Source organism: Cryptosporangium japonicum, assembly GCF_039524755.1.
Classification (GTDB): domain Bacteria; phylum Actinomycetota; class Actinomycetes; order Mycobacteriales; family Cryptosporangiaceae; genus Cryptosporangium; species Cryptosporangium japonicum.
The window spans coordinates 225,964-237,407 of record NZ_BAAAGX010000014.1; the positions used below are offsets into that span (position 1 = coordinate 225,964).

9 protein-coding genes and 1 pseudogene are annotated in these 11,444 nt (G+C 72.4%); 4 read left to right on the forward strand and 6 right to left on the reverse strand.

Annotation, left to right across the window (positions count from 1 at the left end):
• Window positions 1-46 precede the first annotated feature (46 nt).
• On the forward strand, window positions 47-970 hold the full coding sequence (locus tag ABD437_RS17840) for a helix-turn-helix transcriptional regulator (RefSeq protein WP_344649965.1): 924 nt from the start codon (window positions 47-49) through the stop codon (window positions 968-970).
• Here the strand turns inward: ABD437_RS17840 and dnaN are convergent.
• Both dnaN and ABD437_RS17850 read right to left on the reverse strand, forming a co-directional pair.
• A pseudogene (gene dnaN / locus ABD437_RS17845) lies at window positions 917-1,960 on the reverse strand (DNA polymerase III subunit beta); the annotation flags it as partial. The gene ABD437_RS17840 and the pseudogene dnaN overlap by 54 nt on opposite strands.
• 62 nt (window positions 1,961-2,022) lie before the next feature.
• Complete coding sequence (locus ABD437_RS17850; RefSeq protein ID WP_344649966.1) at window positions 2,023-2,628, reverse strand: dihydrofolate reductase family protein; 606 nt, start codon at window positions 2,626-2,628, stop codon at window positions 2,023-2,025.
• Between the two features lie 92 nt (window positions 2,629-2,720).
• Here ABD437_RS17850 and ABD437_RS17855 point away from each other — a divergent pair, with 92 nt between their 5' ends.
• On the forward strand, window positions 2,721-3,548 hold the full coding sequence (locus ABD437_RS17855; protein WP_344649967.1) for a mycofactocin-coupled SDR family oxidoreductase: 828 nt from the start codon (window positions 2,721-2,723) through the stop codon (window positions 3,546-3,548).
• A gap of 8 nt (window positions 3,549-3,556) precedes the next feature.
• Here ABD437_RS17855 and ABD437_RS17860 read toward each other — a convergent pair whose 3' ends face one another.
• Window positions 3,557-5,557: an APC family permease gene (locus ABD437_RS17860; RefSeq protein WP_425558174.1), complete on the reverse strand. Its 2,001-nt coding sequence runs from the start codon at window positions 5,555-5,557 to the stop codon at window positions 3,557-3,559.
• 652 nt (window positions 5,558-6,209) lie between these two features.
• On the opposite strand from ABD437_RS17860, the gene ABD437_RS17865 reads away from it, so the two are divergent.
• A complete protein-coding gene (locus ABD437_RS17865) occupies window positions 6,210-6,632 on the forward strand; it encodes a hypothetical protein (protein ID WP_344649968.1) in 423 nt (140 codons plus the stop codon).
• A 301-nt stretch (window positions 6,633-6,933) separates the two neighbouring features.
• Here the strand turns inward: ABD437_RS17865 and ABD437_RS17870 are convergent, their stop codons facing one another.
• The 3 genes from ABD437_RS17870 to ABD437_RS17880 form a co-directional block, all read right to left on the reverse strand.
• A complete protein-coding gene (locus ABD437_RS17870; protein WP_344649969.1) occupies window positions 6,934-7,596 on the reverse strand; it encodes an SDR family NAD(P)-dependent oxidoreductase in 663 nt (220 codons plus the stop codon).
• Between the two features lie 49 nt (window positions 7,597-7,645).
• On the reverse strand, window positions 7,646-8,938 hold the full coding sequence (locus ABD437_RS17875) for a PP2C family protein-serine/threonine phosphatase (protein ID WP_344649970.1): 1,293 nt from the start codon (window positions 8,936-8,938) through the stop codon (window positions 7,646-7,648).
• Window positions 8,939-9,087: 149 nt separating this feature from the next.
• Window positions 9,088-9,783 carry a TetR/AcrR family transcriptional regulator gene (locus tag ABD437_RS17880; protein WP_344649971.1) on the reverse strand — a complete coding sequence of 232 codons (696 nt, stop codon included), beginning with the start codon at window positions 9,781-9,783 and terminating at the stop codon, window positions 9,088-9,090.
• Between the two features lie 99 nt (window positions 9,784-9,882).
• On the opposite strand from ABD437_RS17880, the gene ABD437_RS17885 reads away from it, so the two are divergent.
• Window positions 9,883-11,343 carry an MFS transporter gene (locus tag ABD437_RS17885; RefSeq protein ID WP_344649972.1) on the forward strand — a complete coding sequence of 487 codons (1,461 nt, stop codon included), beginning with the start codon at window positions 9,883-9,885 and terminating at the stop codon, window positions 11,341-11,343.
• The last annotated feature ends 101 nt before the right edge of the window (window positions 11,344-11,444 follow it).

The window sequence follows — 11,444 nt, forward strand, 5'->3', positions numbered from 1 at the left end:
ACGCCGTACCCAGGCAGATGGCGAACCCCCGCCCTAGCATCGCGGTATGACCGGCAACGACCTGGGCGAGTTCCTGCGCGCCCACCGCTCGCGGCTCCGCCCGGACGACGTGGGGCTGGTGTCGTACAGGGCCCGGCGGGTCGCCGGGCTACGTCGCGAAGAGGTCGCCGTGCTCGCCGGCATGAACAGCGACTACTACGCCCGGCTGGAGCAGGGCCGCGAGCGGAGTCCGTCCCCGCAGATCCTCGACGCGCTCAGCGGGGCTCTCCGGATGGACGACGCGGCGCGCGAGCACCTGTACCGCCTCGCCGGTACGGCCCTGGAGACCCGGCGGGTGCCGCGGGAGACGGTCAGCGGCCCCGTGCGGCACCTGCTCGACGCGCACGCGGGCGTGCCGGCGTTCGTGCTGAACCCGGCGAAGGACGTGATCGCGCTCAACGCGCTGGCCGAGGCGCTGTTCTCCCCGTTCGAGGACGTCGGCAACCTCGCGCGGATGACCTTCCTCGACCCGGCCGCCCCGGCGTTCTTCCCCCGCTGGGACCGTTTCGCCGAGTCGATAGTGGCCGGCCTGCGCCACGCGGCCGGCCTCGACCCGGAGTACCCCCGGCTGCGTGAGGTGGTGCGTTCGCTCCGGGGCGAAAGCGACGCGTTCGCCGCGCTCTGGTCGTCGCACACCGTGTACGGCAAGACGCAGGACGCCACCGAACTGCGCCATCCCGACGTCGGCCCGCTCGCGCTGGTCTCCCAGTCCTTCGACGTGCGTGGAGCGGCGGGGCAGATGCTCGTCGTCTACCAGCCGGAGCCCGGCAGCCCGAGCGCACACGCGCTGGACCTACTCGGTGAGCTGGTCCTTCACGCGAACGGGCTGGAGGACGTAGGCCGAGCCGGAGGCGCCCCGAGGGCTCAGGCTGACCGGTTTGTGGGGATCGTCGAACGAGAGCGTCACCGCCGGGCCGCCGACCGCCCGTAAGCCGTCGAGCAGATAGGTCTCGTTGAACGCCAGCGTGGTGGGCCGCCCGGTGTAGTCGGCTTCGATCGTCTCGCTGGCCTCGGCGTCCTGGGCGCCGCGCGCCTCCACGGTGAGCGCGCCCGGTTCGAGCCGCAGCACCACCGGCGTCAGGCGATCGGCGAACAGGGCCACCCGTTTGACGACCTCGGTGAGCTCGGCCGCCGACGCGGTGACCGCCGCGGGGCGCGGCGCGTCGATGAGGCGGCCCATCGGCGGGAACGTGCCCTCGAACAGCCGCGCCGTCAGCTGCCGGCCGGCCGCGGTGAACCCGATCGTGCCGCCCCCGAAAGCGTCGTCGTCGACGACGATCGCCAGCTCCGCCGGGATAGGCGCGAACGCGCGGGCCGCCTCGAGCAGGGGCCGGGCCGCCACGAGGTACTCGCCCGTGCGTTTCGGGTCGGCCGGCTGCCAGGGCAGCTCACACCGGGAGACCCGGTACCGGTCGGAGGCGAGCAACGTCATCCGGCTGCCCTCGACCGCGACCCGGACGCACGTCAGGATCGGCAGCGACTCCTCCCGGGACGCGGCCACCGCCACCTGGGCGACGGCGGCGCCGAACACGGCCGGATCGACGGTGCCGGTGGACGAGCGCAGCTCGGGCCGGCGCGGGTACTCCTCCGCCGGCATCGTCGGCAGCCCGAACCGGCCGGCCCCGCACCGTAACCGCAGCACACCGGCGGTGAGCTCGACGTCGATGGCCTGATCGGGCAGTGCCTTGGTGATCTCGACCAGCAGCCGGGCCGAGACCAGCGCCGCACCGTCCACCCCGGCCTCGACCGCGACCGTGATGCGTGCCGACGACTCGCCGTCGAGGCTCGCGACGGTGAACTCACCTCCGGTGAGGCTCAGCAGCGCACCGCCGAGCGCCGGTGTGACGGGGCGCGCGACAGCGCATCTGGTGCCCCAGGTGACCGCCTCCGTGAGCAGCTCACGCTTGACCCGGAACCTCATGTGTTCGCCTCCCGACGCCGACCGCCAGCATTCTCCACCGAGGGTCCGACGTTTTCGCCGGCTCACCCCGGCCGGTCGACGCGGTAACGCAGGTGGGTGACGCCGTCGGACTCGACCACCCGGGTGCACTCGAGCGCGGTGGGTCCCGGCCGCTCGCCGAAGAGTGCGACGCCGCCGCCGAGGAGCACCGGGACCAGGTTGAGGTTGAGCTCGTCGACCAGCCCGGCGGCGAGGCACTGCTGCGCGACGCTCGCGCTGGTGATGGAGATCGGACGGTCGCCGGCGACCCGGCGGGCCGCCTCGAGCGCGCGGTGGATTCCGCCGGTCACCGCGGTGCCGCCGGTGCCCGGCCCGACCCACCGCGGCGGCGGCTCGTGCGTGAGCACGAAGAACGGTGCACCGGTCGGGTGCTGCCCGCCCCAGCCCCTGGCGATGTCGAACGTGCGCCGGCCGGTGAGCACCGCGCCGCAGTCGAACAGCTCGGCGACGACCGGCCGGCTGCGTGCCGGCGGTGCGAACCGCGGGTCGTCGCCGAGCGGCTCGCCGCCCGCCGTCCACCAGGTGAACAAGCGGCTGCCGCCGTCGCCCAGTGGGTTGTCCGGCCCGTCGTGCGGCCCGGCGACGTACCCGTCCAACGACACCGACAGCCCGATCGATACGAGAGTCATACGCCCATTCAACCAGATGGTTTAAAGACCTGCTGGGTGACGGGCCGGGGTCGGTACGGTCGGGTCCACAGTCGATCGGAGGGAGCAGCGACGTGGCTGGACGGTTCGAGGGCAAGGTTCTGTTCGTCACCGGCGCGGCCCGCGGACAGGGCCGCAACCACGCGGTCCGCTTCGCCGCGGAAGGTGCCGACGTCATCGCGATCGACGCCTGCCGGGACATCGAGACCGTCGGCTATCCCGGGGCGACCCGCGCCGACCTCGACGACACCGTCCGTGCGGTGGAGGCGCACGACCGGCGGATCGTCGCGTCGGTGGTCGACGTCCGCGACCGGGCCGGTGTCGTCGCCGCGCTCGACGACGGCGTCGCCCAGCTCGGCCGGGTGGACGTCGTCAGCGCCAACGCCGGGATCGCCGGCTTCGGGGCCGCGGCCGACCTCACCGAGGAAGCCTGGCGGACGATGATCGACATCAACCTGACCGGCCAGTTCTTCACCGCCCAGGCCGCGATCCCGCACCTGGTCCGCCAGGGCGACGGCGGCTCGATCGTGTTCACCAGCTCGATCGCCGGGCTCAAGGGCACCGGATTCCTCAGCCACTACTCGGCGGCCAAGCACGCGCTGGTGGGGCTCGCGCGCAGCCTCGCGCACGAGCTGGCGCCGCACCGCGTCCGGGTCAACACGATCCACCCGACGAACGTCGACACGCCGATGATCCAGAACGACAACCTGAAGACGCTCTTCGGCGGCCCCGACCTCACCCGGGAGCAGTACGCCGCGGCGATGACACCGATGAACCTGCTGCCCACCGCGTGGGTGGACGTCGACGACGTGACCGAGGCGCTGCTCTACCTCGCCTCCGACGCCGGCCGTTACCTGACCGGCACCGCACTCCCGGTCGACGCCGGCCTGATCGCGAAGTAACCCGCCGGTCAGGCGCCGACGTGGATGCCGGGGCGGCGCGCGGGATCGGGCTCGGCCTCGCGGAGGATCTCGCGGGTCACCGGGGCGGTGTCACCCCGGCCGAGCAGGAAGTACCGCACCATGTGCACCAGCGGGCTGCCCTCCGCCCACGCGAAGTAGCAGTGCGGACGGACCCCGGTGGTGTCACGCAGCGCGAGCAGGATCGCCGCGATCGCGTTGGGCGCCGCCGGGGCCTCCGCACGCAGCACCCGGTGCTCGCCGACCGCCACCCCGTGCACGGCCAGGGTGTCGCTGAAGCTGGACGGGTCGATGACGTCGATCTCGAGGAAGATAACGTCGGCGCCGCCCGGCACCGGGTTGTCGCCCCGCTGCTCGCGTTCCTTGTCCGCGTACTCGGCCGCGTCACCGGTCTGCCTGCGGTTCGCGATCAGGTTGACCCGCCCGTCGTGCGCGATCGTGTCGGTGATGAACTGCCGCGCCGCGTCGTCGAACGTGATGCGGTCCGCGCGCAGCTCGGTGGTGCGCGACACCCGCGAGATCAGCGAGATGACGACGATCGCGGCGATGAACAACCCGGAGATCGCCAGCCCGTCGGGCTTCTCGACGACGTTGTCGACCAATGCGTACAGCAACACCGCGGTGAGGACGCCGAAGCCGGCGCCGGCCGCGCGATGGCGGTGCCGGACCGCCGAGACGGTCACCGCGAACGCACCGGACACCATCATCGCGAGGATGCCGGTGGCATAGGCCCCGGCCTGGGCGTCGACGTCGGCGCCGAACGCGATCGTGATCACGACGCTGATCGCGGTGTAGACCAGCACGACCGGGCGCACCGCCCGGCCCCACTCCGGAGCCATGCCGTAGCCGGGCAGGTAGCGCGGCACGATGTTCACCAGACCGGCCATCGCCGACGCACCGGCGAACCAGAGGATCAACACGGTGCTGACGTCGTAGACCGTGCCGAAGGTCTCGCCGAGCTTCTCGTGCGCCAACCAGGCCAGCGCGCGCCCGTTGGCCTGGCCGCCCTCCTCGAACTCGGCCGCGGGAATCAGCACGGTCGTGACGAAGCTGCTGGCCAGCAGGTAGACGCTCATGATCAGCGCGGCCGCGGTGAGCAGCTTGCGCGCGTTGCGGATCCGCGAGGCCAGCCGCTCCGCGGCGTCGGCGCCCTGGGCTTTGATCAACGGCATCATGCTGACGCCGGTCTCGAAGCCCGACAGGCCGAGCACCAGCGCCGGGAACGCGAGGATCGCCGGCACCGCGAGATCGGAGAAGACCCCGCCGCCCCCGTCGGTGAGCGCGTCGATCCACGCCGACCAGGCCCCGTCGGTGGTGACGACGTCCACCAGACCGACGACGACGATGATCGCGTTGAGCCCGAGGAACACCGCTACCAGCGGAATCGCGACGCTGACCGCCTCCGAGAACCCCATCAGGAACACGCCGCCGAGCACCAGCAGCAGGATCACCGTGAGCGCGACCGCGTGGCCGTGCACCGCGTCCGGGACGTGCGGGTTCTCCAGCACGTGCAGGCTGGCGTCGGCCGCCGACAGCGTGATCGTGATGATCCACGACGTGCAGACGAAGCCCAGGAGCACCAGCACGAAGATCTTGCCGCGCCAGAACGGCAGCAGCTCCTCGAGCATCGCCACCGAGCCGGCTCCGTGCGGACTCTCCTTCGCCACCCGCCGGTACATCGGCAGCATCCCGAGCAGCGTCAACGCCACGATCAGCAATGTGGCCAGCGGCGACACCGCCCCGGCGGCGGCCGCCGCGATCGCCGGCACGTAGGCGAGGCTGGAGAAGTAGTCGACGCCGGTCAGGCACATCACTTTCCACCACGCGTGCTGCTCGGCGTGCGCCTCACCGGCGGCCGGGCCGACCGGTTGCACCTGATGCTCGAGCAACCACCGCGACGCCCCACTGGTGGGCTGGTGCCCCGGCGCCGGGGTCTCCACCACCGCGGGAACCGCGTAGTCAACCGGCGCGTCGTTCTGCTCGTCGGACACCCTGTGCCTTCCAACGTCGGAGTTTCCGCAGCCAACGCTACGGCTCGGTGCCGCGGGCTCGCGGCGGGGGCGTTGCCTTCGGGCGCGGCGGAGGCGGATCGTGCGGCTGCGCCGAGGCGCGGCTCGGAGCAGGGACCGTGCCGGTATCCGTGGGGTGTCCGAACTGGCCGTTCAGTAGAGTGCGGCCGTTTACGAGGCCCGGCGTCGGGCTGGGCCGTCGCTTTACGGGGATTCGATCATGACTTATCCGCCCGATCCGTCCGCTTGGTCCGACCCGCCGCCACAGGGGCAGCCCGGTGCGCCGTGGCCTCCGCCCCCTCCGCAGCCTGATTCCCAGGACACACCGCCGGGCACGGAGCCTGGACGGCCAGAGCCACCGGGCCAGCCGGGGCCGCAGGGCTTACCGGGGTCGCAGGGGCAACCAGCGGCTCAGGGGCAGCCGGGAATGTCGGGGGTGCCGGGGCAGCCCGGACCGGCGGCGTGGGCGGGGCAGGAGCCCGGGGCGCAAGCGGGCGGGGGTCAGCCCGGTGGGCCGGATTGGGCGGGTCCGCCACCCGGGTCGGCGCAGCCCGTCGGAACCGGGAACGTGTTGCGGTACTGGCTCACCGGCCCCTTGCGCCCCACCGCTCCACGACCGGCGATCGTCACCGCCTTGGCCGGGTCCGTCGGCTTCGCGGCCCTGCTGTTCGGGCTGCTGGCTCTCGGCACCGTCGGCTGGTCGATCTACAAGATCGCGATCTTCTCGCTGGTCTGTGGTCTCCCGCTCACGCTCTTCCTCGTGTTCATCGCGACCCTCGCCGCCGCTACCGCGCGCGGCATGCTGCTGGGCGCCGGTGAAGCCTTCCAGCGCGGCGTCGCGCTCGGTCGCCTGGTGGCGTTCATCCCGGGCCTGGTCGTCATCCGGGGCACGTTCCAAGCCTTCGACGAAGCCGACCCGGCCAAGATCATCACCGTGCTCCTCGCGCTGGTCATCGTCGTGATCAGCGTCGGGCCGTCGATCGTGGCCAGGAAGAGTCCGCACTGCGAGGCGATCGAACACTACGTCCAGGAAACCGCCCGCCTGCGCGGCGACTGACCGCACCACCGAACCACCCCACCCGGCCGCTCGGCCCGCCCACCCCTGCAGGCCGAGCAGTCCGGGCCCCCAACGGCCTGAGGCCGCGCCGAACGCCCCACCGGCCTGAAAGGCTGCGCCGAGCTTTCCAACAGCCTGGGCCTGCGCCGAGCGCCCCACTGGCCGGGGCTGCGCCGGAAGGCATAGCGGTTACGCGCCCGCTGCGACGATTAATCCAGCGGCGAGTCGTCACCGCACGCCGAGGCGAAGGTCCACATCGTCGGCGCCGGCAGGCCCGCCGCGGCGAAACCAGAGCGTGCGGCTACGCGTCGGGCAACGGCGTGTGGAAGTGGCGGAAACCCTCCCGCGAGCGGTGCAGACTCCACACGTGCTCGGCGATCGCCGGTCCGTTCGTCACCGGGTCGTCCTCCCGGATCGCCCTGGGCACGATCAGCTGCCCCACGTACACACCGTCCGGCCCCACCACCTCGTGCAGCATCCGCGCGTACGCGCTCTCCGCCGCGAACGCCACCGAGGTACCGGCCACGGCCGGATTCGGGCGGGCCGCTGACCCGCCGTTCACCAGCACCACCGTGCCGCGGCCCAGGTCACGCATGCCGGGCAGCACCTGCTGGACGGCCGCCACCGGGCCGTGCAGGGAGAACTCCACCGCGGCCGCGAGGTCGTCGTGGGTGGTCTCGAGCAGCGGGCGCAGGAACTCCCGGGCCGGGATCGGGCTGTACTGCAGCACCTCGATCGGCCCGAGCGCCGCGGCGGCGTCGGCGAGCGCGGACGCCAGCCGCGTCCGGTCCCGGACGTCGGCGGCGAAACCGCGGGCGGTGATCCCCTCGGCGGTGAGTTCCCCGGCCAGGTCACCGGCTCCGCTCCGGGACAGGAGCGCGACCGCGAACCCCTCCCGGCCGAACCGCCGCGCGACCGCGGCCCCCACACCCGGACCTGCACCCATGATGGCAAGCGTCGTCACGGCCCCACTCTAGGCCCGCGCCGCGGTGCATTGCCGTGCGCGGAGACGCTCAGGGAACGCGGAACGCCAGCATGGCGACGTCGTCGTGGTGGGCGTAGCCGCGGTGGTCGGTCAGCAGCGCCTCGAGCAACCGGTCGAGCGGCAGGTGACCCTGCGCGGCCACGAACTCACTCAGGTGCTCGATCCCCTCGTCCAGACCGGTGCCGGGGATCTCGACGAGACCGTCGGTGTAGAGCAGCAGCGTCGACCCGGCGGGGAGCGGTTCGGTGTGGGTGACGCGGCGGGCGTTGGGCCGCACGCCGAGCATCAGTCCGGTCGGGTGGAGCACCCGCGTGCTGCCGTCCGGGCCGCGCAGGATCGGCGGGGGATGACCGGCGGGCGACCAGCGCAGCACCCGCCCCTGCTCGGCGTCGGTCTCCACGGTGGCGACGAACGCGGTGGCCATCGTGCGGTCGCCGAGCGCGTCGTTGGCCGCGTCGAGGCGGCGCAGGGCGTCGGCGGGGCTGATGTCGGTGTCCAGCAGGTAGGCGCGCAGCATGTTGCGCAGCTGCCCCATGTTGGCGGCCGCGCCGATGTCGTGCCCGGTGACGTCGCCGATCACCAGCGCGAGCCGGCCGTCGGGCAGGCACACCGCGTCGTACCAGTCACCACCGACCTGGTCGACGCGGTGCGCGGGCTGGTAGTGCGCGGCCAGCTGGAACGGCGCGGCCTCGGGGAGCACCGGGAGCATCGCGCGCTGGAGGGTCTCGGCGACCGTGATGCGGTCGTGGAGCCGGTTGGCCCGCTCCAGCGCCTGGGTGACGTACCCGGCCAGCGTGAGGATGACCGCGCGCTCGTCCTCGTCGAGACGCTGGGGGTGGGTCCAGGCGAAGCGCAGCGTGCCCAGCGGACCGTCGCCGCCCATCAGCGGCGCGCAGACGAGCGCGTGCCAGCCGATCGAGTCCAGGTCGCCGATCTGGTCGGGGAACGCGGCGCGGAACTCGTCGCGGCTCGCGAAGAACAGCGGGCGGCGCTCCCGGACGGCGCGTGCGGCGGACTGGTCGCTGTCGGCGGGGACCCGGGCCCACCGTTCGGCCGGACCGGGCGGCAGCGGCGCGGTGGTGACCAGGTCGAGGCGCCCGGCGACGCGGTCGAGCAGCATGATGCCGACGTGTGCGGGCGCGAGGTCGCCGCTGACCAGGTCGGCGACCGCGCGGACGACGTCGTCGACGGTCATCGCTCCCTGCAGCGCCTCGCTGGCGCTGAGCAACACCCGGCTGATGCGCAGGGCTTCGTCGGCCACGCGGTGGGCCTCGGTGCGGGGTGCGCCGACGGCCGTGGCGCGGGGGAGGGAAGGATGCACGGCGGTTCTTGGCGCTCCGGTCGGGGAGCGCACGGCGACCGGCCGGACCCTCCAGATGGCCCGCCGTGGGGGCGGGGTCCTTGTTCGTTTTGGCGATCACACGAAGCGCCGTTGCTTGACGCCGGCCCCGAGGGGCGCGGCCTTCGATTCTACCGAGCGGGGCGACGATTCGCCTCTCGGTCCACGCTCGGAGGTTCGGTGGTCACCGGGGCCAGCCACAGGCCCACCAGGGCGTCGGCCAGGGTGTTGGCGGCCTTGTTCCAGCTGACGTACGGCGTCTCGCGTCCCTCCGCGAGCACGCGTTCGCAGTCGGCGAGCGTCGAGACGATCAGTTGGCGGGTCATGTAGTTGCGGGCGATCCGTACGTCGGCGGGCAGCGGCGGCAGGCACCGGTTGAGGCCCTCGAGGATGACGTCGAGCGTCGGATCGGTGAGCGCTTCCTCGACGACGATCTGGCGGAACTCGGGCTCGGCGTTCACCTGCGCCCCGAACCGCGCGTGCCAGGTGGGCGAGCCGAGCGACTCGAAATGCTCGACTACGGGCAGTACCCAGCAGGAGATCCAGTCCCGGGGGCGCGTCGACCCGGAGATCCGCTCCACCAGCGCGCGCCGACGCTCGGCGATCGGTCCGCTGGAACGCCGCACGATCGCCCGCACCAGGTCGGTCTTGGTGCCGAAGTGGTACGCCACGGCCGCGTTGTTGCCCTGCCCCGCAGCCTCGCTGACCTGACGGTTGGACACGTTGTTCAGGCCGCGCTCGGCGAACAGCCGCTCGGCCGTGCTCAGGATCGCGTCGCGGGTCGCCTCCGAGCGGTGACCCTTCGTCTGCTGCTGGTTGTGACTCATGGCACCCGTTCGCCGACTTGACTCTTGCATTACACAACCGATTCCATGGAGTGAAGTCAAGCAACTGATTTAACTTTTTACCGAGTCGAAAGTTCTCCCGTGACCACGACAGCGCCCGCCCCGCGGACGAACCTGATCGTCGCCGTCCTCGCACTGGGCGGTATCGCGGTGTCTCTCATGCAGACACTGATCATTCCGCTCATCCCGGAGCTCCCGACGCTGCTGCACGCGGCGCCGAGCGACGCGGCCTGGGCGATCACCGCGACGTTGCTCGCCGCCGCGGTCGCCACGCCGGTCGTCGGCCGCCTCGGCGACATGTTCGGCAAGCGGCACCTGCTCCTGTTCAGCCTGGGCATGATGGTGGCCGGCTCGGTCGTCGGCGCGCTGAGCGACAGCCTGACGCCGATGATCGTCGGTCGCCTCCTGCAGGGCGCGGCCGCGGGCGTGATCCCGCTCGGCATCAGCCTGATGCGTGACGCCGTGCCGCCGGAGAAGCTCGGCTCGGCGACCGCGCTGATGAGCGCGTCGCTCGGCATCGGCGGTGCGCTCGGCCTGCCGACGGCGGCGCTGATCGCCGACCACTTCAACTGGCACGTGCTGTTCTGGGTGTCCGCGGGGCTCGGCGCGGTCGTGGCCGCGCTGGTCGTGGCGATCGTGCCGCACTCCACCGTGCGCACCGGCGGCCGGTTCGACGTCCCCGGCGCGCTCGGGTTGTCGGCCGCGCTGGTCTCGCTGCTGCTGGCGATCTCGAAGGGCGGCGACTGGGGCTGGACCAGCGGCCTGACCCTGGGTCTCTTCGCCGCCGCGGTCGTCGTGCTGGCCGCGTGGGGCTGGTGGGAGCTGCGGACCCGGGAACCCCTGGTGGACCTGCGGGTCACCGCGCAGCCGCGGCTGCTGCTGACCAACGCGTCGTCGATCGCGATCGGCTTCGCGATGTTCTCGATGTCGCTGGTGATCCCGACGCTGCTGCAGCTCCCGGTCGTCACCGGGTACGGCCTGGGGCAGAGCATGCTGGCGGCCGGCCTGGTCATGGCCCCGTCGGGCCTGGTCATGCTGGTGGCCGCACCGCTGGCGGCGATGATCGCCCGCGCCCGGGGCTTCAAGCTGACGCTGATCATCGGCGCGCTGATCGTCGGGCTCGGCTACGCGTTCGGCGCCGTGTTCATGGACGAGATCTGGCAGCTGGTCGTGTCGACCTGCATCATCGGCGCCGGCATCGGCTTCGCCTACGGTTCGATGCCCGCGCTGGTGATGGCGTCGGTGCCGGTGACCGAGACGGCCGCCGCGAACAGCCTGAACACGCTGATGCGGTCGCTGGGCACGTCGGTGGCGAGCGCGGTCGGCGGCGCGATCCTCGCGAACATGACGGTCGCGCTCGGCCCGGTGACGGTGCCGTCCCAGGACGGGTTCCGCGTCGTGCTCTGGATCGCGGTGGGTGCGGCGGTGGCCGCCGCGGCGATCGCGGTCTTCATCCCCCCGGTCAAGGCCGCAGTGACCAGCGGGCCCGGCGCCGCGCCGGCCCGCGAGGACGAACTGGTGGGGGAGCCCGCCGCGCACTGAGCCGGTTGCCGGCAGCTGGGGCCGGGTGGACCGCGAGGTCCGCCCGGCTTTCGTTTGAACGATTCCAGAAATGGCCACCCGAGGGGAGTAAGCCTCACCGA

Coding starts and splice junctions, on each gene's coding strand:
- ABD437_RS17850 (WP_344649966.1), bottom strand. CDS start 2,628: ATGACTCTCGTATCGATCGGGCTGTCGGTGTCGTTGGACGGGTACGTC.
- ABD437_RS17880 (WP_344649971.1), bottom strand. CDS start 9,783: ATGAGTCACAACCAGCAGCAGACGAAGGGTCACCGCTCGGAGGCGACC.
- ABD437_RS17840 (WP_344649965.1), top strand. CDS start 47: ATGACCGGCAACGACCTGGGCGAGTTCCTGCGCGCCCACCGCTCGCGG.